Source organism: Citrobacter sp. Ce119, assembly GCF_030334525.1.
Classification (GTDB): Bacteria; Pseudomonadota; Gammaproteobacteria; order Enterobacterales; family Enterobacteriaceae; genus Citrobacter; species Citrobacter europaeus.
This window is the reverse complement of sequence record NZ_JAOWDR010000059.1, coordinates 398,125-423,080: the sequence shown is the minus strand read 5'-3', so window position 1 is coordinate 423,080 and position 24,956 is coordinate 398,125. Positions and strand designations below refer to the sequence as shown.

The following is a 24,956-nucleotide window of genomic DNA, read 5'->3' as shown; positions in this document are numbered from 1 at the left end:
GTTGTTATTTACAGAGCCTATGGGGTGATCGTTTTAATGTACTCAGCAAATGATTTGTTATTAAGTGAGGAGCGATTATACATTAGAAATAGCTTAACTGATGGTAATTTGAAATCAACACTGATCTCTTTCAGGTTAAGCGCAGCGGCGTTTTGCTTATAAACTATTTTGGGAAGGATGCCAATAATATCCGTGCTGGCAATAATATTGGCAATAGAAGTCAATGAATCACTACTAAAACCTATTTTACGGTTGAGAAAGAGATTATTAGCTGCTGACTGTTGCTCCTGGACGCCAGATTGAGTTGTGATAAACAGTGTAAACTGCTCGCGCATGATTTCTTCAAGCGTACTGTGTTCAACCATTCTGGGATGATTCCTGCTGCATACTAAAACACTTTCAACTGTTTTAAACAGGGTACATACGATAGAGCGGTTGTGCACAGGTACTGTCGAGATGATTAGATCAGCCTTGCGGTACGCCAGAATATTTTCTGCGGTTTCTGTCGACATTAATATATCGTGGTGTTCAATTTCGACATCGGAGTTTTTTCTTAATGAGTTTATTAATTCCGTTACGCCCAGCGTGGTGGTGATTTGTGGACTGTAGATTACGAATTTATTTTTCAGACTGGAACCGTGCATAATATTAATGGTTTGTTCCAGTTTATTTAGATTTTGCTCAAGGTGCTGATGAAGATTGACGCCTGTCACCGTAGGCGTAATGCCTTTGCCGGAGCGAATAAACAAAGGGTCGTTAAACTGCGTACGCAGTCGTTGTAATGACTGGCTTACGGCTGATGGTGTGATGTACAACGTTTCTGCAGCTTTGCTGATGCTCAAATGTTGATATATGCATTCAAATATAACCAGCAGATTGAGATCGAACTTTTTGAGGTCATAGAGGTTAGCCATGCATACCTTCCTGTGATGGTAATGTATTGAAAAATTCAATTGTGGAATAGTTTAAATGCTAGTTATTCTTGGAATTTATGTTTCTGTGCTTAATGAATAATTAACTTTAGCTAAAATAGCACAGATTGCGTAATTTTTACCAGCAAAGTTAATTCTAATGAGTGATTGAAATGAGAACGATAACAATCACTCATCTTGTTACCTTTATTTATTTCCCATGATAATATTTAATTTTTCTTTATCCGGTAAGCCTACTTCCTGTTGTAACGTATCGTCTTTACTCATGTAATAGATAGCCGGCGTTACGTTGGCCCCCAAATCATCCATCAACTTTTGGTTGATATTCAGTACCTTCATTTGCTCCGCAGGGACCGAAGCCGGGATTTCCAGCTTCATTTTCCCACCGGATGCCTCATAGTCATGCCAGGTTTTGGCCGGATCTTTGGCTGCCAGAATTGCAGCAGCGGTGGCCGGACTTTCAGGTTTTATTACGCCAACCAATAATGTACGCAACTGAACTTTACCGGCGTCCACCCATGGACGCGCCTGCTGCCAGAACTGTTTGCAATAGGGACAGAAAGGATCGGCAAACACGTAGACGATGACCGGGGCCTCTTTTTTCCCGTCCAGAATCCATGCTGCTTTTTCCATTCGCTGCCACATTTCTCGTCCGGCAGGAGCATAGATCTCTTTTTCGATTAGCGCATTGCTGAGATTTTCGCCTTTTTCGTTGTACATGTAGCCGGAGATGGCATGTTTACCGTCAGGCGTGACATAGATAGTGACCCCCATGTCCTGGTATTTTCCCAGATAGCCTTTCATTCCTCCCGGCGCGTCGAAGGGTTTCAGGATAGTAATACCCTGTTTCTCAATAGCTTTAACGGGTGCAGGCAGTTCTTCGGCATGCACCACTGCAGGGAGCAGGGTTAACAGTAAGGTACGTTTAAACATTGATTTTCCTTATAAAATCAGAAGGAAAGGGGACTTAGTTGCAAAACCTATCGCAGCCATAGGTAAGATCGACCGTCCGTCGATTGCCCTTTCTTGAGTTGGGTGATGTAATCCCAATCGCTGTTACGACCTTTGTTAAGGTAATGTAGAGCGCAACACATAGCCAGCCCTGCTGGCACTGACGTTACCTGCGGGTAGCTCGGGTAATGAGGCTCCCTGCAAAGGGGGCCTTTTTTACTTTCACCTTTAGGTTCACAACATGTGTTTGAGTGGGTTGTTAGTTATCGCTTATTGATTTGATAAAGGAAACGCATTAGCCCTGCGAAGAGATTTTCGTTAACTTATCTCTCAACGAAAACACGGAGGAAGTACAGATGTCTTTGATTAATACCAAAATTAAACCTTTCAAAAACCAGGCGTTCAAAAACGGTGAGTTCATCGAAGTAACCGAGAAAGATACCGAAGGTCGCTGGAGCGTCTTCTTCTTCTACCCGGCTGACTTCACTTTCGTATGCCCGACCGAACTGGGCGACGTTGCAGACCATTACGAAGAACTGCAGAAACTGGGCGTAGATGTGTATTCCGTATCTACTGACACCCACTTCACCCACAAAGCATGGCACAGCAGCTCTGACACTATCGCGAAAATCAAATACGCGATGATCGGCGACCCGACTGGCGCTCTGACCCGTAACTTCGACAACATGCGTGAAGATGAAGGTCTGGCTGACCGCGCAACCTTCGTTGTTGACCCGCAGGGTATCATCCAGGCAATCGAAGTTACCGCTGAAGGTATCGGCCGTGATGCGTCTGACCTGCTGCGCAAAATCAAAGCGGCTCAGTACGTCGCTTCTCACCCAGGTGAAGTTTGCCCGGCAAAATGGAAAGAAGGTGAAGCCACGTTAGCCCCATCTCTGGACCTGGTCGGTAAAATCTAAAATTCGCTACGCCTTTCGCGCTACAGGTGCGTTGGCTACGCTTAATCACCCCGGTCACTTACTTATGTAAGCTCCCGGGGATTCATAAGCTTGCCGCCTGCCTGTAACACGAAATTCTTGCGAATTAATTCTTAAGCGGGTGCGTCGTGCCCGTTTTATTCCAACACCATGATGCAAACGTATTCAGACTGCCTGAACGAGGCCGCTTGCATGATGATGTTTTCAGAGAGGGAAGAAGAATGCTCGACACAAATATGAAAACCCAGCTCAGGGCTTACCTTGAGAAACTGACCAAACCTGTTGAGCTGATTGCTACGCTGGATGACAGCGCTAAATCGGCAGAAATTAAGGAACTGCTGACTGAAATTGCTGAACTGTCAGAAAAAGTCACCTTTAAAGAAGACAATACTCTGGCGGTACGTAAGCCATCGTTCCTGATTACCAATCCTGGTTCTCACCAGGGGCCGCGCTTTGCCGGTTCTCCGCTGGGCCATGAGTTTACCTCGCTGGTACTGGCGCTGTTGTGGACTGGCGGTCATCCGTCAAAAGAGGCGCAGGCGCTGCTGGAGCAGATCCGCGATCTCGACGGTGATTTTGAATTTGAAACCTATTATTCGCTCTCCTGCCATAACTGTCCGGATGTGGTACAGGCGCTGAACCTGATGTCGGTATTGAACCCACGCATCAAGCATACGGCGATTGACGGCGGTACATTCCAGAACGAAATCACCGATCGTAATGTGATGGGCGTTCCGGCGGTATATATGAACGGCAAAGAGTTTGGCCAGGGTCGTATGACGCTGACTGAGATTGTCGCGAAAGTGGATACTGGCGCAGAAAAACGTGCGGCCGAAGAGCTGAATAAGCGAGATGCCTACGATGTGTTGATTGTTGGCTCCGGTCCTGCGGGAGCGGCTGCGGCGGTGTACTCTGCACGTAAAGGTATTCGCACCGGTCTGATGGGCGAACGCTTTGGCGGTCAGGTTCTTGATACCGTTGATATTGAAAACTACATCTCGGTACCGAAAACTGAAGGCCAGAAACTGGCGGGCGCGCTGAAAGCACACGTTGATGATTATGATGTTGATGTGATCGACAGCCAGAGCGCAAGCAAACTGGTTCCGGCGGCGCAGGAAGGCGGTTTGCACCAGATTGAAACGGCATCCGGCGCGGTGCTGAAAGCGCGCAGCATTATCATCGCCACCGGCGCGAAATGGCGCAACATGAACGTTCCGGGCGAAGATCAGTATCGCACCAAAGGCGTAACTTACTGCCCGCACTGCGATGGCCCGCTATTTAAGGGCAAGCGCGTGGCGGTGATTGGCGGCGGTAACTCTGGTGTTGAAGCAGCTATTGACCTCGCAGGCATTGTTGAACATGTGACGCTGCTGGAGTTTGCTCCTGAAATGAAGGCTGATCAGGTGCTGCAGAATAAGCTTCGCAGCCTGAAAAACGTCGACATCATTCTGAATGCGCAAACGACAGAAGTGAAAGGCGATGGCAGCAAAGTCACTGGTCTGGAGTATCGCGACCGCGTGAGTGGCGATGTTCACAGCGTGGAACTGGCAGGTATCTTTGTACAGATTGGTCTGTTGCCAAACACCAACTGGCTGGAAGGTGCCGTTGAACGTAATCGCATGGGTGAAATCATCATCGATGCCAAATGTGAAACCAGCGTGAAGGGCGTTTTCGCCGCCGGTGACTGCACCACCGTACCGTATAAGCAGATCATCATCGCGACCGGTGAAGGCGCGAAGGCCTCGTTGAGTTCGTTTGATTATCTGATTCGCACGACAGTAGCATAAAAAAGTAAGACTCACCTGCAATGTCAAAACCGCCAGTCATCCGCTGGCGGTTTTTTATTTCCACGCTCTCATATTGTCAATTCTTGAAACAATTAACCGCATAAAACATTCACTTAATTAGTCTGATCATTAGTTTTATCAAAGAAAGATTAGACGTTTTCTTTATTATATTAACCTGCATTATGTTTTCATTTGTTGTATGAATAAATGGTTGGTTAATTCATGGGTGAAATATATGAAACCCTGACGATCTTTGAATCGACAGGGTTGTTGTTGCGTGATTTTTTTATTTCTCACGATAGTCACACGCTGAAAGCGGCTTATTCAGCTTTGGATACAAATGCCTCGCTGCTAACAGAGCAGGAGTGGCTGGAAGCGGAGTATGACTTCAATGCGCTATTTGTCGGGCCGCAGACGCTAAAGGCCGCGCCATTCGCTTCGGTTTATCTCGAAGAAGATGCCCTCGTAATGGGTAAATCAACGCTGAGCATGCGGGAATTTATGGCAAACATAGGTTTGTCTATAAGTCATGTAAATAACATCCCGGATGATCATATTTCCTGTGTATTGGAATTGGCGGTTTTATTATCGGCTAATGCCAGAACATCAGCAGAATACCAGGTCGCCCTTACTCAATATGTAAGTGAGTATATAGCGATATGGGTGCCCGAGTATATAGAAAAAATAAATATAAATGCACAGACCGCCACGCTGAAAACCGTCGCGGAAAGGTTGTCTTCTTGGCTTGATGAATTAAACACGAGAGTATCAATATGAGTAATGAACCGGGAATTCTGAACAGACGTTCATTTTTGAAAGGCTTAATTGCCCTTGGAACAGTGGCTGCCCTGCCAGGGGGATTGCTGACTTCACGCTGCGCATTGGCGCAACCGCCCATTCCGTTTAACCCCAAAACCTACAAAATTTCTCGCAACGCCTGTCCGCGTAACTGCTATGACACCTGTAGCCTGAAAACCTGGGTCAAGGATGACGTTATCACCTTTGTGGAAGGCGCGCCTGAGTCAACGTTTACGCACGGAACACCGTGTGTAAAAGGTCTGACTTATCCTCGCCGGGTATATAGCCCGGATCGCATTAAATATCCGATGATTCAGGATGTTCGTGGCAGCGGTAACTGGCGTCGTATCTCCTGGGACGAAGCAATGCAGCGCATTGCAACCAAGATGCTGGAGATCAAAAAGAAAGACGGCTCAATGCTTGGGCTGGCGCTGTCAAAATACTCAGGCAATCTTGGGGTGATGGGCTATGCCGTTGAAGGGATGATGTCTTCGCTGGGTTACACCACCCGTTTTGCCGGGACGCCTTGCTGGCCAGCGGGTATCGATGCCCAGAACTACGACATGGGCGACATGTGGTGTAACGACCCGGAAGATTTTGTTAAAGCAAAATACATCATCATCTGGGGCGCTAACCCGGCATGGTGCTCTATGCACACCATGAAGTACATCTATCAGGCGCGGGAGAAAGGCGCAAAAGTGGTCGTTATCGATCCGCTGTTAACGCAAACCGCCGCGAAAGCCGATCTCTATTTACGTGTTCGTCCAGGCTCTGATGGCGCCCTGGCGCTGGGCATGGCGCGCCACCTGGTGGATAAAGGTTTGGTGGATCAGAATTTCGTCACTCACTATTCCCACGGATACCCGGAATTCGAAGCGTATCTACGCAACAGTGTGACCGTAGAGTGGGCTGCTGAAATTTGTGGTCTGTCGGCGGATGTGATTCGCCAGTTGGCGGAAGAGTTTACGGCGGTTAATCCTGCCACCGTGTGGATTGGCTACGGCATGCAGCGCCATGTTAACGGCGGCGCTAACGTACGTGCGATCGATGCCTTTGTGGCGATGACCGGCAATATTGGTATTGAGGGCGGCGGCGCTCGCTACGGCCATCTGCAGACATGGGGCTATAACTACCACGGAATGATGCAAAAGCCTCCTGCAGGTTCTGTCGGCATGAAAGGCGCTGGTGGTCCGGTGGGCGAGTTTGTTAGCGATAGCGGTGAGAAGAGCGAATACTCCGATCGTGCGCTGAACATCAACCAAACGGCGCAGGGGATCCTCGACGCCAGTGAACCGCCGGTACGTATGCTGTGGGTGGCCTCTAAAAACCCATTTGCTCAGGATTTCGACCGCAACAAGATGATCAAAGCGTTTGATAAACTGGAAATGGTGGTTTGTGTCGACCAGTTCTTCAACGAAACCGTCCAGCATGCGGATATCGTGCTGCCCGTCACAACAACTTTTGAGCAATGGGATGTCTCTTCGTCCTATTGGCACTATTGGTTATCCGTCAACGAACCGGCTATTAAACCGCTGTATGAGTGCAAGAGCGATCCTGAAATAGCGGCGCTGTTGTCCAAAACCATCAATAAACTGGAACCCGGTTCATGTACCTTCCCGCAGGAGTTTGATGCTAAACGTTGGTTGGATCAGGAATTCAATGAGGGAATGGGCAAACAGTTCGGCATAGCGGGCTGGAATGACCTGCTGGAAGGACCCCGCAAAGCAAAAATGGTCAGCAGCGCGGCCTGGTTCGATCGCAAATTCAAAACGCCGTCAGGCAAGTATGAGTTTAAATCAGAACGCTGCGCGGAAAACGGTCACACGGCTTTGCCTGAATATAAAGCGGGTGCGCAGGGAGCGCTGCCGTTCCACCTGTTTACACCTCACCTGCAGTACGGTCTGCACTCGCAGTTTGTCAATTTGGACTGGATGCAGGTTTTCTGGCCAGAACCCTTTGTCTATATCCACCCGCTTGCTGCGCAGAAAAAGGGCATCACTGAGGGCGCTCACGTCAAAGTTTTCAACGAGGCGGGTCATGTTGAGCTGCGCGCCAAAATCACCACCAACGTGCCGGAAGATTTTCTTGTGATGTACGAGTCCTGGTTCAATAAGCTTAGTTACAACGTACAGAATGTGGTTAAAGATACGCCAGCCGATATGGGGAAAATGGCGACAGGCGCACCTGGTGCGGCCATTCACAGTCAATTTGTAGATATTACTCTGTCAGGAAATGAAGGAGCAGCGGCATGAGACGCGCGTTTTTAGTTAATAGCGATAAGTGCATCGGCTGCCGTGGCTGTGCGATGGCGTGTAAAAGTTTTAACCAGCTGGAGCCAGAACGTTTCTGGCGCTATGTCTACCCGCTGGATAAAGAAATTTATCCGCATGAGGAGCGAGCGTTCTATTCGCTGGCCTGTAACCACTGCGAAAATCCGGCCTGCCTGGCAGCTTGTCCGGTAGAGGCGTACACCAAACGTGAGGATGGGGTTGTCGTGCATAACCCGGAACGTTGTATCGGATGCAAAAACTGTATCCGCAACTGTCCATACGGTGCGCCGCGCTTTAATGAAGAAACGAAAAAAGCGGAAAAATGCAGCATGTGCTACGAGCGTCTTGATGTTGGCATGCAGCCGGCGTGCGTGAATGCCTGTCCGGTAGGTGCGCTGACGCTTATTGACCTCGATGCCGATCCGATACCTGACAATGCGGTGCAGTATCCGCCGGGATTCCCGCGTATGCCGCAGCTTAATCCTGGCACGCGTTTTATCCTCGCGCGTCAACCGAAGCAACCGGAGGGCAAGTAATGGAAAAGTATGAACTTCCTCTGGTTATTTTTACCGTCTTGAGCCAGATGTCGGTCGGTATAACGCTCATTCTGACGCTGCGCGCGTTGCAAGGAAAACTGGAAAGCAAACGCCTGTACTGGTTGGTTAGCGGGCTGATTCTGGCAGCGGCTTCCGTGGCGGCGGTATTGCACCTTGCGCATCCGGATCGCGCCTACAACGCCCTGATCAACCTGCAGCACGCCTGGCTCAGCCGTGAAATTCTCGGCGCAACGTTATACGGCGCGGCGGTGGGCGTGACGTTTTTGGCAAAAGGACATAAAGTGCCGGCGGTTCTGGCTTCTGTTCTCGGGATCGCACTGGTGGCGGTTCAGGGGATGACCTATGCCGCCCCGGCAATGGTGGCGATCGCCAACGGTCTGACAATGCTGCTGTTTTTCATTACGGTGTGGGTGATGGGCTGCGCGGCGATTCCGCTGCTTAATCTCGCGCCTGCCGTTGCCGCATTGCGCCAGGGAATTATTGTTTGTATGGCGGTCATGATTGCCGCGCCTGTTATCTGGCTAAGCGGCGGCACTATCATGCAGATGACGGCGCATGCCTGGCTGACGTCGCCGCTTTATCTCGCAAGCCTGGTGTGTCTGGCGGTGGCCTTTGCGCTCAGCCGCCAGGGCGAGCGTCGTGCAAAAGCGCTCTTTGTCCTGCTGTTTGTTGGCGTATTCCTGAGTCGTTTGACGTTCTTTGGCGATACGGTCAGCACTATCGTCAATATCGGTCATTTGTACTGATCGTGAGGTAATAAAAACCCCTGTCAGGCGTTAACCTGGCAGGGGTTTTCTTTAGTAACGGTGAGGCTGTTAACGCACGACCAGCACCGGCAGCGTCGCGTGGCGAACTACGCTGGAAGCATTTGAGCCGAGCAGATGGGTGCTGATTGATGGGTTACGCGATCCAATGACGACCACATCCGCATTCAACTCTTCACCCAACTCGTTGACCACGTCACGGACGCTGCCAAAGCGGACGTGTTGTTTAATACGGGAAGGATCGATGCTGAAGTGACCAACCATCGTTTGTAGACGGGTTTCCGCTTCGTGTTGCAGATGCTCTTCAAAACGACGGACATCGGCCGCAAAGCGGTGCAGGCTTAAGCTCGCTGAGCCTGGCAGCACATGCAGCAGATGGATAACCCCTTTATCCTGGGCCAGAAATTCTGCATGGCGAATAGCCTTGTCGCTCAGTTCCATTTCGAATACATCAACAGGCATTATGATTGTGTTGTACATAAACATTCTCCTTGTCATTACATGAACACATAACAGCATAGTATTAAAAATGATTCTGTCAGTCACGACACAGATTTATGTTTTGCGAACAGGAAAGAAAGCGAGGAGCAGGGAAATCTAACCGGAAAGAGGATGCGGATGCATCCCCTGTAAGATAAAGCGCGTGGCTTTGATAAGACAGAGTTAGCGCAGGTAGTCGCCTGCAGCTTCAGGCTGGTACTCAAGCTCGATGACTTCGAGGTGCGTTGAGGTCCCGCCAGGCAGTTCCCAGTGAATAGTGTCGCCAACGCGCAGGCCCAGAAGTGCAGCGCCGACAGGGGCCATTACCGAAAGCTGTGTGCTGCTGTCAGTCATATTGGCCGGATACACCAGGGTACGCACACGGACTTCGCCATCACTCAGATTGCGGAATTTCACGCGGCTGTTCATGGTTACGACATCGTGCGGCATGGTTTCTGGAGAACACATTTGGGCACGATCCAGCTCGGCGTTCAGGGCGTCGGCAATCGGTAAACCAGCAAACGCAGGTTGCTCCAACAGGCGGTCAATGCGTTCCGCATCGAGGTCGTTAATGATGATAGTTGGTCTGGACATTTATTACTCCATGTCGTCGAAACTGCGGGTGCGCAGGTAAATAATCCCAAAAGAAAACCCTCACCGTCAGGCGGCAAGGGTTTAGCTTTTATGATGATACTGAGACTTACCCCATGTTTGAAGTGATTTAGTTCACATTCAGGTAAATCATCAATTTTGTCGCATATAGTGTGATTTTAGCCGAAAAACGTGATCGTTCTCCAATTTGCATTATGCTTTTTAAGCGCTCGCTACGGGCGCGTCAAACAACTCAGTGTTCCGCGACAGGAGATCTCATGAGCGAGTACGACAAACTTACCTTGAAAGACGGCAGCTATTTGCATTTTAAAGACTGGGGAAGTGGACAGCCTATCGTCTTCAGCCATGGTTGGCCGTTGACGGCAGATGCGTTTGAAGATCAGATGCTGTTCCTCGGGTCGAAAGGATTTCGTGTAATCGCCCATGACAGGCGTGGGCATGGGCGTTCGGCCCAACCCTGGGATGGCCACAATATGGATCAGTATGCTGACGATCTGGCTGAACTGACCGCGCATCTCAATCTTAAAGATGCTGTTCATGTCGGACACTCTACCGGCGGTGGGGAAGTGGCGCGCTACATAGGTCGCCATGGAACGCAGCGGGTGGCAAAAGCGGTGTTAATCGGCGCGGTGACGCCCATTATGATCAAGACCGACTTTAATCCAAATGGCGTGCCGAAAGAGGTGTTTGATGGCATCCGTGAAGGGGTGATAAACGATCGCGCTGCCTTTTTCTATGAACTGACCGCAGCATTCTATGGCTACAACCGCCCGGGTGCGAACGAGTCAAAAGCCGTTCGCGAAAGCTTTGTTGAACAGGGCTTACAAGGTTCCATCAAAGCGTTGTACGACTGTATTCACGCGTTTTCAGAAACCGACCTGCGTGAGGACCTCAAAAAAATGACCATTCCGACGCTGGTTATCCACGGTGATGACGATCAGATTGTCCCGTTTGAAACCTGCGGAAAGGTCGCGGCGGAAATACTGCCGGACTCGCAGCTGAAGGTGTATGTCGGCGGCTCGCATGGTATTTGCACCACCCATAAACAACAGATCAACGGCGATCTGCTCAACTTTATTCAATCGTAATCTTTTGAGAACGTATAACGCTGATCCGCCCGATGGGGATCAGCGTTATGCCCGGTCGCGAGTTTCAGTATCCCACTTTATCGATAATAAACTGTTTACCGCAGTTACCCGGATGCGGCTGCGGTAAGAATGACTGTGGGGATAACGTCTGGTTGATGGTGTCGGCCTTCAGGGACAACTGGATCTCGGTGAGATACGCCGGATTGCCGTGGCAGCTTAGCTTCACGGCTTTGACGCTCTCTTGGCCCCAGCTTTTGGCGATGGCGGCGTCAAATGCGCTACGGCTGACGGTTTTGCCGTAGTTTTCCGCCAGGAACTTGCCCGCCTCACTGTTCTTAACCTCGTTATTTAGCCGTACCATCGTGCCGAAATACTCGTCGGGATCAAAGCCGAAACAGGCGCCATGTTTGGCATACTCGTAACGTTCCAGACAAGTTCTCCCGCCTGCGCCGGGCATTACGGCGCTGAGTTTTGCCGCGCTTTCCAGCGACAGCCCGGTTTCGGGGGCCGCGCATTTACGGCTGGCGCGTGCTTCAGGCAGGTTGGGAATAGGGCGAGTCGCGCAGCCAAAGCGCATCCAGCGGCGGTTGTCTACTCCACGGGCGGCGATGGATTTTGGCAGGCTGGGCCATAAACCGTGAACGGTCAGGAAATCTGCTTTGTTCGCGCTCTCTTTTTGCAGACGACATTCGTCAGGCTCCTGACGATTACGCTCGTGTTGACTCTGACAAAATCCGGTTTGCCAGGAGAGGGCCAGCACGTAGCTGTCAAAATCAGCGTACTGTTTTGCCAGAAGTTCATCGGCCTGAGCCGCAGAAACGGGCAGCAGGAGTGCTGCCAGCAACGAAGAATAACGCCATGTTGATGTCATGATGATTTCGGATACTTATATAAATTCTGAATATCATCTATTTAATCATAAAAAATGCCAGTCAGGTTTAGCTGACTGGCATCATTTTCATCAGGCGTGAACCAGGATGATTAGCTCCACATTGCCAGAATCGGCCAGCCGACCAGCAGAAGCATAGAGATGTAGATAACGCCGAAGATAGCACCCAGACGCCAGTAGTCTTTGGACTTCACATAACCACAGCCGTAGATGATAACGCCAGGGCCCGTTGCATACGGAGTCAGACAGCCCATGATACCGATAGACAGTACCAGCAGGATACACAGGTGTTCCATTGGAACGCCCGGGATGCCTTTACCGACGGCCAGAATAACCGGCAGCATGGTGGCAGTGTGTGCAGAAAGGCTGGCAAACAGGTAGTGAGCAAAATAGAACACCAGCACCAGAACGATCACGGTCGCGTTAGGCGAGAAGCCTTCCAGGTGCGTGCTCATGGTGTTGGCGAACCAGTCGATGAAGCCTGAACGGGTTAAACCATTCGCCATAACGACCAGCGTGGCGAGGTTGACCAGGGTGTTCCATGCGCTGTTATAGCGGGTAATGTCTTTCCACGGTACCACGTGCAGCGCCAGCATCAGGGACACGGCGAGCAGGCCTACTGCGGTTGCATCAATCAGTTTACCACCGAAGACCCACAGACCCAGGCTGAGCAGAACCAGACCGATCAGGGTCAGCTCTTTGCGCGTCAGTTTACCCATGGTTTTCAGTTCATCACCGGCCCATGCGGCAACTTCAGCACTGTGAGTGACTTCTGGCTTGTACAGAACATAGGACAGCCACGGAGCAACGATCAGCAAAATAATACCCACCGGCAGGAAGCTGAGGAACCATTGCAGCCAGCTGATTTGAATACCGGCAATTTTGTTGACGAATTCCAGACCCAGCACGTTAGGCGCAGCGCCGGTAACGAACATAGAGGAGCTCAGGCTGGTACTGATGACCATCATCCACATCAGATATCCGCCGATACGGCGCGCGGAAGGATCGTTCGGGAATGACTTAAACAGCGGCGGCAGGTTTTTAATTACCGGGAATACGGTGCCACCGGTACGCGCGGTGTTGGACGGTGTAAACGGCGCCAGCAGAATGTCGATGATAACAATCGCATAGCCCAGCGTCAGGGTACGTTTACCCATGAATTTCACCAGGAACAGTGCGATACGACGACCCAGACCGGTGACTTCATAACCCAGTGCGAAGATAAACGCACCGAACACCAACCACACGGTGGTGCTGGAGAAGCCTGCCAGACCCCATTTCAGCGCTTGCTTACCCGCTTTAAACGCCGGGTCGGCCAGTTCGGAAGCATCAAACAGCAGATAGTTGCTGCCGATAACGCAGATCGTGACGGCGATAAAGCTGATCGCTGTTGCCGGAATTGGCTCAAGGATCATACCTACGATCATCGCCACAAATACAGCAAAGTAGTGCCAGGCCTGTGGGGGCATTCCATCGGGTACAGGGATAAGAAACATGACGCCCATTACAACCAGCGGGGCCAATAACTTCCATATTTTATCTTTTGCTAAAGACATGTGTGTGATTCTCCGGAAAGGATCTTTAATTGTGATAATGATGAACTTGTGAAATCTGAGCTAAGAACCAGGTGACGATCAGCAGATCGGCGCAGCCTCCAGGACTGAGGTTGCGTTCAATGCACTGTTGGTCGAACTGGCGCAGGTATTCGAGATCGGCAGGGGTGCGAACTCCCCCTTGCTGCAACAGGGAGGTGGCCTGCTGCTGTAGCCAACGCAGACCTTCTGCGCCGCCACGTGAAGCCACGTTGGTGTCGCCGTTGATAGACATCAGCAGCAATAATGTGTCGAGTAACGCCAGTTCAGGGTCGCGGCCCTGAGTCAGCAGTGCGCGGTAATGCGGCAGGGCATGCTGGATGACTAGCGGGTACCCCGCTTCGGCTTCGCCCCGTGCGCCGGTTAATCCCAATTGCTGATAAAGACGTTGGCCAGCCGTGAGTTGTTGATTGTTCTGGCGCAGTTCGCGCTCGGTCAGGCCACGGCAAAATGTTGCTGCCGTAGAGCAAATGGTTTCAGCGGTGACAGTCAGTTGGAGCTGGTGTAGGCGGCCAATGGCGGCGCACAGCAGCCCCAGTGAAAAGATGCTCCCTTTATGGGTGTTTACCCCGGCGGTGGCGCGAAACATATCGGCTTCGCAGGCCATGCCCAGCGGACGCAGTCCTTTCAGCACATCTTCAGGCGACAGCTGCGCGCTAAACGCCCCATATTCAATAAAACGTGGTAGCCATGCCTGAATCGCTTCAGCACTGCGATGAAAATCTTCCAGCGCCATATCTTTATGCGCGCCGTTGTTAATACGATCCACCAGACCGGGTTTGGGCGACAGGTTGACTTCAGTCAACATAGCCCGCCACGCAAGCGTTGCGTAAGCATCAGGCAGATCCAGAGGAAGGACAGCGTTATTGGTTGATGTTGCGGGAATCGGCATCATGCAGCAGTGCCTCCATCTGAGAAAGTAAGTCGGAAAGCGCGTGGGTTTTACCCCGCGCACAGTCGGCAGCACTTTGCTCGCACAACAGACAGCGGCGGGCAGGGAGTGCGAAATGACGCCGGGACAGAATTTCCCCTTCAGGGGTCAGGACATCGATGTCCCATAACCGTCCCAGCGGATGTGAATGCTCAAGTTCAATCGTGGCGAGCTTGAGGTCGTGGGCCGGAGCCTCAACAGACAAAAGACCTTCCGGACCGCTGGCTGAAACCAGCGCCGTTTGCTCCCTGACAATCCAGGCGGATTTTTCCGCCAGCGCGAGCAGGGCGGTGACGCCGTGATTAAAGATGCGACGAGTTAATTCGCTGTCTTTAATCGGACCCGGTGCGACCACGGTAAACGAGACCAGCGCCGCGTGGTGGCGGGTCAGCCAGGCATGTTGCCTTGCTTGCCTCTCATCACGGCTGGCGAGCAGCTCGGGAATAGAAACCGCGTGTTGGGTGGCGTGTTCAGGGAGCAGGTGCATGGCTTATTCCTTCACCTGATGCACAACGTCAATCACCGAGCCATCGCGGTAACGCACAACGGCAATCACGCGGTCGGTAAAGTCGATAGCGCGTGGCTGACCGGTGAGCTGCTGTGCGCGTTCGCGCAGCCATTCAATGGAAACCACTTTCATACCGGCTTCTTTCAGACGTTCTGCCAGTTCCGGACGCGCAGGGTTAACGGCGATACCGTGGTCAGTGACCAGAATGTCTACGCTGGAGCCTGGCGTTACGCAGGTCAGCACGTTATCAACCAGCGTCGGGATGCGCCCACGAACCAGCGGAGCGACGATGATGGAAAGCGCAGCCGCAACCGCGGTATCGCAGTGACCACCGGATGCGCCGCGCAGTACGCCGTCAGAACCGGTCAGTACGTTCACGTTGAAGCTGGTATCAACTTCCAGCGCGCTCAGCACCACGACGTCCAGACGATCGACAGATGCGCCTTTCGAGCCCCAGTTGGCATACTGGTTAGCGCTGATCTCAATGTGGTTTGGGTTGCGGGCCAGAGACTCCGCCGCGTTACGGTCAAAGCTCTGTACGTCCAGCAGTTTGCGGATCAGGCCTTTTTCGTGCAGATCAACGATGGTCGCGGTGATGCCGCCCAGCGCAAAGTCAGCGCGGATATCGCGGCTGCGCATTTTGTCTTCCAGGAAACGTGTAACGGCCAGAGAAGCGCCGCCGGTTCCTGTCTGCAGTGAAAAGCCTTCATTGAAGTAACCGGAGTTAGCAATGACGTCTGCCGCACTTCGGGCGATTAACAGTTCACGCGGGTTGGTGGTCATGCGGGTCGCATCGGCACCGATTTTGTCCGCATCGCCGACCTGGTCGATCTGCACGATCAGATCCACCTGATCTTGTGTAATGCTGGCCGGGTTATGCGGATAGGTCAGCAGCTGTTCAGTCAGCAGGACAACCTGTTTCGCGTTTTCGGCATCGACGCGGGCATAGCCCAGTGAGCCGCAGCACGCTTTACCGGTATAACCGTTGGCGTTGCCAAACGGGTCGCAGGACGGTACGCCGAGGAACGCCACATCAATGCTGAGTTCGCCGCTTTGTACCAGGTGTACACGGCCGCCGTGGGAGTGAATCTGTACCGGCTCGGCCAGCAGGCCACGTGAGATCTCTTCCGCCAGCGGACCACGCAGGCCGGAGGTATAAATACGGCTAACCACGCCCTGGCGGATGTGCTCAACCAGCGGAGCATGGCAGTCGCTCAGTGAGCTGGAGGCCAGCGTCAGATTTTTAAAGCCCATACTGGCGATGGCGTCCATCACCAGGTTAATCGTCAGATCGCCGCCGCGGAAAGCGTGGTGAAAAGAGATGGTCATGCCGTCCTGTAAACCGGAACGGCGAATGGCGTCTTCCAGGTTAGCGCACAGCTTTTTGTCGCGCGGTTTTTGCGCCTGCAGTTCTACTTTTGCGGTGCTCTGATAAGCGGAAAGCTCACTTTCTGCATGACGGCTCCAGGTCGCCACGCGATCCTGGCGTTGAGACTGTTCGATTTTCTGCGTCATTTTTTTGCCTTATTCTTCGCGAATGCCGGAAAGTTCTGCACGGGAGATAACCAGAAGGGCGCGCTCGATAACCGGGCTGTCGACCATTTTGCCGTTCAGGGAAACTACGCCACGGCCTTCGCGAGCGGCGGCTTCAGCGGCTTCTACCACCAGGCGCGCGTGAGCCAGCTCTTTACGCGTCGGGGCGTACAGGTTGTGCAGTAGTTCGATCTGGCGCGGGTTGATGAGCGACTTGCCGTCAAAACCCAACTGCTTGATGTGTGAGGCTTCGTGCAGGAAACCTGCTTCGTTGTTGGCATCGGAATACACGGTGTCGAACGCCTGAATGCCGGCAGAGCGTGCCGCCTGCAAAATAGAGCAGCGGGCAAACAGCAGTTCAGTCCCTTCCGGGGAGCGTTCAGTGCGCAAGTTACGCACATAATCTTCCGCGCCCAGGGCAATACCGATCAGGCGCTCGGAAGCGTGGGCAATTTCTACCGCACGGGTAATGCCTAACGGCGATTCAATAGCGGCTAACAGACCAGTGCTGCCGGGTTCACGGCCACAGGCTTTCTCGATACGCAGGATTTCGCTTTCGATGTCGATAACATCCTGCGCGGTATCGGTCTTCGGTAAACGCACGATGTCTGCGCCGCCACGTACCACGGCTTCGAGATCGTTAATGCCCCATTCGGAGTCGAGGGCGTTTACGCGCACGATAGTTTCAACGTCGTGATACAGCGGATGCTGCAGCGCGTGGTACACCATACGACGAGCAGTATCTTTCTCGCGCAACGCGACGGAGTCTTCGAGGTCGAACATCAGCGCATCTGCCGGGTAGATGAACGAGTTGCTGACCATGGCGGCATTGGCACCCGGTACGAACAGCATGCTGCGGCGGGTACGGGTTTTACGTTGCTGCAAAGATTCGCTAATCACTGGCAATCCTCCCATGGCAGTGCCGGAATACCGCCAGCGCGGGCCAGTAGTGCTTCCAGTCGCGCACGTAAAATGCAGTCCAGTGCGCCTTTATCATCAACATTTAATTGCACGCCGCGTACGTTGTAGCGGGACAGAACGTCCAGGATGGTGGCCCGAATGGCATCACCGAACTGCTTTTCGACGCTACTGTTAACCTGCAGGTCAATATCCTGCGAATCGAGCGGGGCGATGCGAATCATCACATCACCGGACTCGAGTGTGCCTGCGACGGCTGCCTGGTTTATTTTCATTTTTCACCTGTTGCTAATGCGGGGGTATTTTGGCGGACTGCCGCACCCGATGAGGCTCGCTCAACCATGCTTTGCAGATAATGCAGCGTGGCGTCAGGGACCAGGGATGCGATAGCCGTGAGATCTTTTTTAACCAGCAGCTTGCGCACCCAGGAGGCGGAAATCGGCATCTCCTGGAAGCACAGCCGCTCAATTTCCACCAGTTCAATCGGTGGGGCGGGAAGCGTTGGGGTCTCCAGCCAGTAGCGCATATCATTGTTGTACTGGGAGGTGACGGTGCAATACGGCTCCGTACCGACGAAGCGGTGCGTAACGCCGAGAGCCGGGGCCAGATACTGGCGGAAGATTTTCAGGTCTATTTCGGTGTAGCAGTGGTTAATAACGCTCTGCTCTTTGATGAAGTAGCACGGGAACGTGGCGCGGGAAATGATGTATTCCGAACCGCGATGTACGGTTAAACGTGGAATGTCTTTGGTCCCTTTAAGCACCAGATCCAGTCGGTCTTCATACGGAAAACGCGAGGTATCTTCTTTCACCAAAAACAGATGCAGCCAGTCGCATTGCGCGGCCGCCTGTTGGATCAGAAAACGGTGTCCGTTGGTGAAGGGGTTGGCGTTCATGACGATACAACCAATTTTTTTCCCTTCACGACGCTGTTTCGCCAGTGATTCTGCATAGCGTTTCAGACGTGTGGTGCTGTTTTCCATGAGCACCATAATGCCGGGGACGCTGGTCAGAGTAGAAAAACCACACTGCTTAAACAGCGACTCGTACTCGGTTTTTGTATAGATGAAGAGGTGCGTGCAGTGGCGCTCATAGGCGAGGTTGATTAACTCGGTCGCCAGCGTCAGCGCTAAGCCTTCACCCCTTACGGATTCGCAGATGGCGACGCATTTTATGATATTGCCGGCAATGCCGCCGCAGGCGATCAGGCGGTCATCACGGGTAACGGTGATAAATACTTCGACGGTGGTATCAACGCTCAAATCATTCTCTTTCAGAAATTGCGCGATAGCCGCCATCTTTTTATTTTCTGAGCGTTTAACTTGCGTGAATATATTATTACCGAACATAGTAAATAGAGCCCCGATGCTATATTTGTTACTGGGTTTCTGTTTTTGTTGCCCTGTTTAGCAACCTGATAACGTTTTGTTTGCAATTGAAGGGGGTGTTTTTTTATTACGACGTATTTCTTTTTTCCCCTGCTGCATACATCGTAAGGAGTATTTTGGAGGTAATTTTTGATTTATTTCACAATAAGTTAGAAGGTTTTAATGTGTTTTATGGTTTTAAGTTTTTTAATTAATTTAACTCCGAAATAGCGTGTGGTTTTAATTTGTTTAATTGATTTAAGGTGGGGAATCTGCAACGATCCTGTTTTATACCGTGACTTGTAAATAAAACATTTTCATTACAACTACAATAAAAAATAAGTTTCGGATAACGTCGCTGAGGAAGAAATATGGCAAAGCAGAAAAATAAAACACGGTTTCCTTTTTTTCGCAGTCTGGCGTTTCCACTGCGTATCTTTCTGCTTATTTTGGTCGTTTCTGTTTTTATTATCGCCGCGTTAGCACAATACTTCACCGCCAGCTTTGAAGATTATCTGGCAACGCATGTCCGCGATATGGCGATGAATCAGGCCAAAATCATCGCCTCTAACGACAGTATCATCACGGCGGTGAAGCATCGTGATTACAAGCGTCTGGCGACCATTGCCGATAAACTGCAGAGCGGGACAGACTTCGACTATGTGGTTATCGGAGATACCCACTCTATCCGTCTTTATCATCCGAATCCGGAAAAAATTGGCTACCCGATGCAGTTCACGAAACCCGGCGCGCTGGAAAAAGGGGAGAGTTACTTTATTACCGGCAAAGGGTCAATCGGGATGGCGATGCGTGCCAAAACGCCCATCTTTGATGACGATGGCAAAATCATTGGCGTGGTCTCAATTGGCTATCTGATCAGTAAAATTGATAGCTGGCGCTCTGACTTCTTACTCCCAATGGCAGGCGTGTTTATCCTGCTGTTGCTGGTACTTATGCTGCTCTCCTGGTTTTTTGCCGCCCATATTCGACGGCAGATGCTGGGGATGGAGCCCAAACAAATCGCGCGGGTGGTGCGTCAGCAGGAAGCGCTATTTAGCTCGGTGTATGAAGGATTGATCGCCGTGGATCCTGATGGGTATATCACCGCCATAAACCGCAGCGCGAGGAAAATGCTGGGGCTGTCTTCGCCTGGGCGAAAGTGGCTGGGAAAACCGGTGAGTGAGGTGGTTCAGCCGGCTGACTTTTTCATCCAGCAGATTGCGGAACAACGACAGGACGCGATGGTGAACTTTAATGGCCTGAGCGTTATCGCTAACCGTGAGGCGATTCGCTCCGGCGATGAACTGCTTGGAGCAATCATCAGTTTTCGTAGTAAAGATGAAATTGCTACCCTTAATGCGCAATTAACGCAGATCAAACAGTATGTAGAGAGCCTGAGGACGCTGCGTCATGAGCACCTGAACTGGATGTCGACCATTAACGGCCTGCTGCAAATGAAAGAATATGATCGGGTACTGGCAATGGTGCAGGGGGAGTCACAGGCACAGCAGCAACTGATTGACAGCCTGCGCGGCGCGTTTGCCGATCGTCAGGTAGCCGGTCTGTTATTTGGCAAGGTGCAGCGCGCGCGGGAGTTGGGCCTTACCATGACCATCGTTCCAGGCAGCCAACTGCATCAACTTCCCGAGGGGCTGGACAGCACAGAGTTTGCAGCAATTGTTGGCAATCTGCTTGATAATGCATTTGAAGCGAGCTTGCGCACCCAGCAAGGCAACAAGGTCGTCGAGCTCTATTTAAGCGATGAAGGAGATGACGTGATCATCGAAGTTGCCGATCAGGGATGCGGTGTACCGGAAGCATTGCGTGAAAAAATATTTGAGCAGGGTGTGAGCACCCGTACCGATGAACCCGGTGAACATGGCATCGGTTTGTATCTGATTGCAAGTTATGTGAGGCGCTGTAACGGGGTGATTACGCTCGAAGATAACACTCCCTGCGGCACTTTATTTTCTTTATTTCTTCCGAAAGTGAAAAAAAATAATGACGGAACCATTAACGCTGTTGATCGTTGAGGATGAAACGCTACTGGCGGAAATGCATGCTGAATATATCCGCCATATACCGGGCTTTAGCCAGATATGGCTGGCGGGTAATCTTGCGCAGGCGAGGATGATGATTGAGCGTTTTAAGCCCGGTCTGATACTGCTCGACAACTACTTGCCGGACGGCAAGGGAATTACGTTGTTGCATGAGCTAACCCAGGCGCGATATCCGGGGGGCGTGGTGTTTACCACGGCGGCCAGCGACATGGAAACGGTCTCCGAGGCTGTGCGCAGCGGCGCGTTCGATTACCTGGTCAAACCCATTGCCTACGAGCGTCTGGGACAGACGCTGACGCGCTATCAACAGCGCAGACGCATGCTGGCCGGTAATGACAGTGCCAGCCAAAAGCAGATTGATGAAATGTTCAATGCCTACGCGCGCGGCGAGCCGAAAGGCGATTTGCCGACCGGCATTGACGCCTTAACGCTGAATGCGGTGTTGAAATTATTTGCCGATCCGACGGTACATCATACTGCGGAAACGATCGCTCAGGCGCTCACTATCAGCCGTACAACTTCCAGGCGTTACCTGGAATACTGCGCCAGCCGTCATTTGATTATTGCGGAGATTATTCACGGTAAGGTAGGCAGGCCGCAGCGTATTTATCACGGCGGCTAAATGCTGATTTCTGACGTAGGCCGGATAAGATGCTTTAGCATCGCCATCCGGCAACGGGTTGAAATGCCGGATGCGGCGTAAACGCCTTATCCGGCCTACATTTAGCTGAGTGTCAGCCGCCAACGACGGCCGAAGAAGAGCCAGGTACCATCACTTCAGTGGCGATAATCACCACCAGTAGTCCAACCAGGACCGGAACCGAGGTACGTTTCACCACTTCGAACGGAGAAATCTTTGCCATGCCTGCGACAGCCACAACCACGCCGGAAACCGGGGAAATTGTGCGCCCAAGGTTTGATGCCTGCAGCATCGGGATAACAAGATAAGCCGGGTTAATGCCGGAAGAATGTGCCAGCTTAGGGATCATCTCAACGAAGGCATAGAACGGGGCGTTACCGGAGCCTGTAGTCATTGCTGCCAGCATCGTCAGGATCACCAGCACCATCATCAGAATAATGCTTGCTGAGCCAAACGAGGTAGCGATAGAGATCAGACTCTGGATAAAGCCGATTGTGCTCAGACCCTGGGCAAAAACCCCCGCCGCGACTAACAGCATTACCACGTTAGCAAAGGCATCCGCCATGCCACGGTAGGCGACTTCCAGGCCAGAGAAAACCTTCTGGGTGTTGAATCCGCGAACGAACTCCAGGACCGCAGCGATGAGCATGCACAGCACCAGAATTGTAATAATATGCAGCTGTGGACCCCATTTACCATCGAAAATCAGGACGCCAACGATCGGGGTAAACGGCAGGATTGCGTAAAACGAAGGGGCGGTAGTGGTGATTTCAGCCACATCTAACATTTCATGAGAAATGTTCTCTTTTTTATCCAGATAACGCTGCCAGAAAAAGTGGGCAATCGCCATAGCAATGATGGCGGCAATGGAAATGGGCAGCGTGGTTTTAAACGCGAAATCGATCAGCGGCATTTCCGCAGCTTTGGCAGCCAGCACCACATCACCGGATGTAGGAGAAAGGATGATTGCAGCGGGAGAGGCACAAATGGCCGCCGCGGCGCCACGGCTGATCCCAACGTTAACCATCACCGGGAACAGCGTTGCCATCAGCAATACGCCCAGGCCGGTAGCTGACGAGACTGCCAGCGACATCAGGCAGGCGACAAAATAGGCGGCAATCATCAACAGATAAGGTGAGTTGATATATTGCAGCGGTTTGGAGGCCAGCTTAACTACCATATCGTTCGCGCCAATATGGGTCATATAGGCGGCAAAACCACACAGCATCATAATCATCATGCCGAGATCGCCACCGCGGCTCATCAGCAAAATTTTAATATATTCAACAATGTCTGTTGCCGTATAGCCCGTCGTTGCTGCGCTGGAAGGCAGAACTTTATGACCCATCAGCGCACTGATAATCAGTAAAACCAGACCGCCAACAAACAGTACGCCTGTCGCGGAATAACCTTTAATGATGTAGCGCGCTACACCCACAATAACCACAACTCCAATAAGGAGTTCAATAAATGTCAACATTGTTTCCCCTGTCGCATTGCTGCCCAGAAAGTAAAAAAACTAAAAAAAGTAAAAAGTGGTGACAGAATGTGCCTAATAAAACGATAACTCTTGCTGATTGAAATCAATAAAAATACGGATTCAAGCGATGGCTAAGCCATTTTTTCAGCATCGTGGTTAAAAAAGAATCTCACAATAAAAAACTGTGAAGCGCGGCGTTGGCGTGTCTGTTTTGTGGTAATATTGATAATTAATTGTTATTTTGTTGTTGTCTTATTTGGCGTTTTCTGGAGGGAAGAGCTATTTATTGGCAATAAAGAGAAAATTGTTCCTATGAAATGACTCAATAAATAAAGGGATAATTATCTTAAAATTTATAAGCTGAGGAATATTCTGATTTTTTATCTGCGTTTTTTTGTTAAGCTAACATTAAGGTTGGGTTTGCTATAATTAATAATAAATCCCAGGATGGTAATTAAGTTGTGATTGTCGCTAAACGATATTTTCTCATTTTTTCATTTCTTTTTATTCAGTTAGCTTTCATTCCCCAGGGTGCTGCTGAAGACAAAGGCTGGTTCGCTACTTTTAAAGATAATGTCAGTGAGACCTGGCAGCAGCCGGAACATTATGATCTGTATGTACCTGCTATTACCTGGCATGCACGTTTTGCCTACGATAAAGACAAAACGGATCGCTACAATGAACGCCCATGGGGGGCAGGATTTGGCCAATCCCGTTGGGATGATAAAGGTAACTGGCACGGGCTCTATATAATGGCCTTTAAGGATTCCTACAATAAATGGGAACCGATCGGCGGCTATGGCTGGGAAAAAACCTGGCGGCCGCTGGCCGATGAAAACTTCCATACAGGTCTCGGTTTTACCGCCGGTTTTACCGCGCGTGATAACTGGAACTACATTCCTGTACCCGTGCTGTTACCGCTGGCATCAATTGGCTATGGTCCGGCAACGTTTCAGATGACCTACATTCCAGGAACGTATAACAACGGCAACGTCTACTTTGCCTGGATGCGTTTCCAGTTTTGATAGACTACCTGTATTGTCAGGTGGTTTATTAAAAATACTTTTAAAAACATATTGTTATGAAGTTTAACTGAAAAATAACGCGACATTTATCACTTTTTGATAAAGTTCGACTGGACAAAGTGCACCACAATTGTTGTACTGATACCCGACACAGCATTTGTGTCTATTTTTCATGTAAAGGTAATTTTGATGTCTAAGATTAAAGGTAACGTTAAGTGGTTTAATGAGTCCAAAGGATTCGGTTTCATTACTCCGGAAGATGGCAGCAAAGACGTGTTCGTACACTTCTCTGCAATCCAGACCAATGGTTTTAAAACTCTGGCTGAAGGTCAGCGTGTAGAGTTCGAAATCACTAACGGTGCCAAAGGCCCTTCTGCTGCAAACGTAATCGCTCTGTAAGCATACGACAGCAAGCATTCAAAACCCGCTTAATTGCGGGTTTTTTTCGCTCTAATGTGCGGGCGAGGCAGAAACCAGCCAGAATGCGAGGGCGGTCATCGCGAATGACCCCAATAGATTCACCAGCACATTCACCATAGCCCAACCAAAGCGTCCTTCCTGTAGCAAAAACACCACTTCTGCAGAGAAAGTGGAAAATGTTGTTAGTCCCCCGCAAAAGCCAGTGGTAATCAGTACCTTCCACATTGGGTCAATGTTTGTCATGCGATTAAACCATGCCAGGCCCATACCAATGATAAATGCCCCAATTAAGTTTGCAGCCAGCGTACCGAATGGAATGGCCTGATGCAGCGGGTTAAACCGCATGCTCAGCATCCATCTTGCTACGCTACCTGTACCACCACCAATAAAAACCGCTAAAAGGAGTTGTAACACTGC

25 protein-coding genes are annotated in these 24,956 nt (G+C 51.0%); 11 read left to right on the top strand and 14 right to left on the bottom strand.

Going from position 1 to position 24,956, the window contains the following annotated elements; translation table 11 throughout:
• Positions 1–17: 17 nt before the first annotated feature.
• Both citR and dsbG read right to left on the bottom strand, forming a co-directional pair.
• A complete protein-coding gene (gene citR, locus OGV80_RS19070) occupies positions 18–914 on the bottom strand; it encodes a DNA-binding transcriptional repressor CitR (RefSeq protein WP_200000297.1) in 897 nt (298 codons plus the stop codon).
• Between the two features lie 204 nt (positions 915–1,118).
• Positions 1,119–1,865 carry a thiol:disulfide interchange protein DsbG gene (gene dsbG / locus OGV80_RS19065; RefSeq protein WP_043015549.1) on the bottom strand — a complete coding sequence of 249 codons (747 nt, stop codon included), beginning with the start codon at positions 1,863–1,865 and terminating at the stop codon, positions 1,119–1,121.
• 374 nt (positions 1,866–2,239) lie between these two features.
• Between dsbG and ahpC the strand changes: the two genes are divergently transcribed.
• The 6 genes from ahpC (at position 2,240) to OGV80_RS19035 (ending at position 8,979) form a co-directional block, all read left to right on the top strand.
• A complete protein-coding gene (gene ahpC, locus OGV80_RS19060) occupies positions 2,240–2,803 on the top strand; it encodes an alkyl hydroperoxide reductase subunit C (RefSeq protein WP_004859485.1) in 564 nt (187 codons plus the stop codon).
• 239 nt (positions 2,804–3,042) lie between these two features.
• Positions 3,043–4,608 (top strand): alkyl hydroperoxide reductase subunit F, encoded by a 1,566-nt coding sequence (gene ahpF / locus OGV80_RS19055; protein ID WP_043015550.1) that lies wholly within the window; start codon positions 3,043–3,045, stop codon positions 4,606–4,608.
• Positions 4,609–4,830: 222 nt separating this feature from the next.
• Complete coding sequence (locus OGV80_RS19050) at positions 4,831–5,385, top strand: TorD/DmsD family molecular chaperone (RefSeq protein WP_286515509.1); 555 nt, start codon at positions 4,831–4,833, stop codon at positions 5,383–5,385.
• The gene (locus OGV80_RS19045; protein ID WP_047412742.1) at positions 5,382–7,658 is read left to right on the top strand and encodes a molybdopterin-dependent oxidoreductase; all 2,277 of its coding nucleotides are present in this window, start codon (positions 5,382–5,384) and stop codon (positions 7,656–7,658) included. Before OGV80_RS19050 ends, OGV80_RS19045 begins: the two co-directional genes overlap by 4 nt.
• Positions 7,655–8,212, top strand: a complete 558-nt coding sequence (locus OGV80_RS19040) for a 4Fe-4S dicluster domain-containing protein (RefSeq protein WP_003022094.1) — start codon at positions 7,655–7,657, stop codon at positions 8,210–8,212. The genes OGV80_RS19045 and OGV80_RS19040 overlap by 4 nt, the downstream gene beginning before the upstream one ends.
• Positions 8,212–8,979, top strand: coding sequence for a dimethyl sulfoxide reductase anchor subunit family protein (locus OGV80_RS19035; protein WP_047412736.1), 768 nt, complete (start codon positions 8,212–8,214; stop codon positions 8,977–8,979). Before OGV80_RS19040 ends, OGV80_RS19035 begins: the two co-directional genes overlap by 1 nt.
• Before the next feature lie 69 nt (positions 8,980–9,048).
• On the opposite strand, the gene uspG is transcribed toward OGV80_RS19035, so the two are convergent.
• Positions 9,049–9,477 carry a universal stress protein UspG gene (gene uspG / locus OGV80_RS19030; RefSeq protein ID WP_003022101.1) on the bottom strand — a complete coding sequence of 143 codons (429 nt, stop codon included), beginning with the start codon at positions 9,475–9,477 and terminating at the stop codon, positions 9,049–9,051.
• A 183-nt stretch (positions 9,478–9,660) separates the two neighbouring features.
• Positions 9,661–10,071: a nucleoside diphosphate kinase regulator gene (gene rnk, locus OGV80_RS19025; RefSeq protein WP_005120853.1), complete on the bottom strand. Its 411-nt coding sequence runs from the start codon at positions 10,069–10,071 to the stop codon at positions 9,661–9,663.
• 275 nt (positions 10,072–10,346) lie between these two features.
• Between rnk and OGV80_RS19020 the strand changes: the two genes are divergently transcribed.
• A complete protein-coding gene (locus OGV80_RS19020; RefSeq protein ID WP_043015554.1) occupies positions 10,347–11,177 on the top strand; it encodes an alpha/beta fold hydrolase in 831 nt (276 codons plus the stop codon).
• 64 nt (positions 11,178–11,241) lie between these two features.
• Here the strand turns inward: OGV80_RS19020 and rna are convergent, their stop codons facing one another.
• The 8 genes from rna to citC all read right to left on the bottom strand — a co-directional run bounded on the left by rna (position 11,242) and on the right by citC (position 18,896).
• Positions 11,242–12,048, bottom strand: coding sequence for a ribonuclease I (gene rna / locus OGV80_RS19015; RefSeq protein WP_181230644.1), 807 nt, complete (start codon positions 12,046–12,048; stop codon positions 11,242–11,244).
• A gap of 110 nt (positions 12,049–12,158) precedes the next feature.
• Entirely contained in the window at positions 12,159–13,622 is a 1,464-nt protein-coding gene (citT, locus tag OGV80_RS19010) for a citrate/succinate antiporter CitT (RefSeq protein WP_043015556.1), read from the bottom strand.
• Between the two features lie 25 nt (positions 13,623–13,647).
• Positions 13,648–14,553 (bottom strand): triphosphoribosyl-dephospho-CoA synthase CitG, encoded by a 906-nt coding sequence (citG, locus tag OGV80_RS19005; RefSeq protein ID WP_043015557.1) that lies wholly within the window; start codon positions 14,551–14,553, stop codon positions 13,648–13,650.
• On the bottom strand, positions 14,522–15,076 hold the full coding sequence (citX, locus tag OGV80_RS19000; RefSeq protein ID WP_043015558.1) for a citrate lyase holo-[acyl-carrier protein] synthase: 555 nt from the start codon (positions 15,074–15,076) through the stop codon (positions 14,522–14,524). The genes citG and citX overlap by 32 nt, the downstream gene beginning before the upstream one ends.
• A gap of 3 nt (positions 15,077–15,079) precedes the next feature.
• Positions 15,080–16,612, bottom strand: coding sequence for a citrate lyase subunit alpha (gene citF, locus OGV80_RS18995; RefSeq protein WP_043015559.1), 1,533 nt, complete (start codon positions 16,610–16,612; stop codon positions 15,080–15,082).
• Between the two features lie 9 nt (positions 16,613–16,621).
• Positions 16,622–17,530 carry an aldolase/citrate lyase family protein gene (locus tag OGV80_RS18990; protein WP_043015560.1) on the bottom strand — a complete coding sequence of 303 codons (909 nt, stop codon included), beginning with the start codon at positions 17,528–17,530 and terminating at the stop codon, positions 16,622–16,624.
• On the bottom strand, positions 17,527–17,823 hold the full coding sequence (gene citD / locus OGV80_RS18985) for a citrate lyase acyl carrier protein (RefSeq protein WP_003831276.1): 297 nt from the start codon (positions 17,821–17,823) through the stop codon (positions 17,527–17,529). Before citD ends, OGV80_RS18990 begins: the two co-directional genes overlap by 4 nt.
• Positions 17,820–18,896 (bottom strand): [citrate (pro-3S)-lyase] ligase, encoded by a 1,077-nt coding sequence (gene citC, locus OGV80_RS18980; protein WP_047412710.1) that lies wholly within the window; start codon positions 18,894–18,896, stop codon positions 17,820–17,822. The genes citD and citC overlap by 4 nt, the downstream gene beginning before the upstream one ends.
• A gap of 389 nt (positions 18,897–19,285) precedes the next feature.
• On the opposite strand from citC, the gene dpiB reads away from it, so the two are divergent.
• Together dpiB and dpiA are read left to right on the top strand one after the other, a co-directional pair.
• A complete protein-coding gene (gene dpiB, locus OGV80_RS18975) occupies positions 19,286–20,947 on the top strand; it encodes a sensor histidine kinase DpiB (protein WP_047412709.1) in 1,662 nt (553 codons plus the stop codon).
• The gene (gene dpiA / locus OGV80_RS18970) at positions 20,916–21,596 is read left to right on the top strand and encodes a two-component response regulator DpiA (protein WP_003831279.1); all 681 of its coding nucleotides are present in this window, start codon (positions 20,916–20,918) and stop codon (positions 21,594–21,596) included. Before dpiB ends, dpiA begins: the two co-directional genes overlap by 32 nt.
• A gap of 112 nt (positions 21,597–21,708) precedes the next feature.
• Here the strand turns inward: dpiA and dcuC are convergent, their stop codons facing one another.
• Positions 21,709–23,094, bottom strand: coding sequence for an anaerobic C4-dicarboxylate transporter DcuC (dcuC, locus tag OGV80_RS18965; protein ID WP_043015564.1), 1,386 nt, complete (start codon positions 23,092–23,094; stop codon positions 21,709–21,711).
• A 461-nt stretch (positions 23,095–23,555) separates the two neighbouring features.
• On the opposite strand from dcuC, the gene pagP reads away from it, so the two are divergent.
• Positions 23,556–24,119 (top strand): lipid IV(A) palmitoyltransferase PagP, encoded by a 564-nt coding sequence (gene pagP, locus OGV80_RS18960; protein ID WP_043015565.1) that lies wholly within the window; start codon positions 23,556–23,558, stop codon positions 24,117–24,119.
• A 189-nt stretch (positions 24,120–24,308) separates the two neighbouring features.
• The gene (gene cspE / locus OGV80_RS18955) at positions 24,309–24,518 is read left to right on the top strand and encodes a transcription antiterminator/RNA stability regulator CspE (RefSeq protein WP_000034825.1); all 210 of its coding nucleotides are present in this window, start codon (positions 24,309–24,311) and stop codon (positions 24,516–24,518) included.
• 51 nt (positions 24,519–24,569) lie between these two features.
• Here the strand turns inward: cspE and crcB are convergent, their stop codons facing one another.
• A complete protein-coding gene (gene crcB, locus OGV80_RS18950; protein WP_043015566.1) occupies positions 24,570–24,953 on the bottom strand; it encodes a fluoride efflux transporter CrcB in 384 nt (127 codons plus the stop codon).
• Between the last annotated feature and the right edge of the window lie 3 nt (positions 24,954–24,956).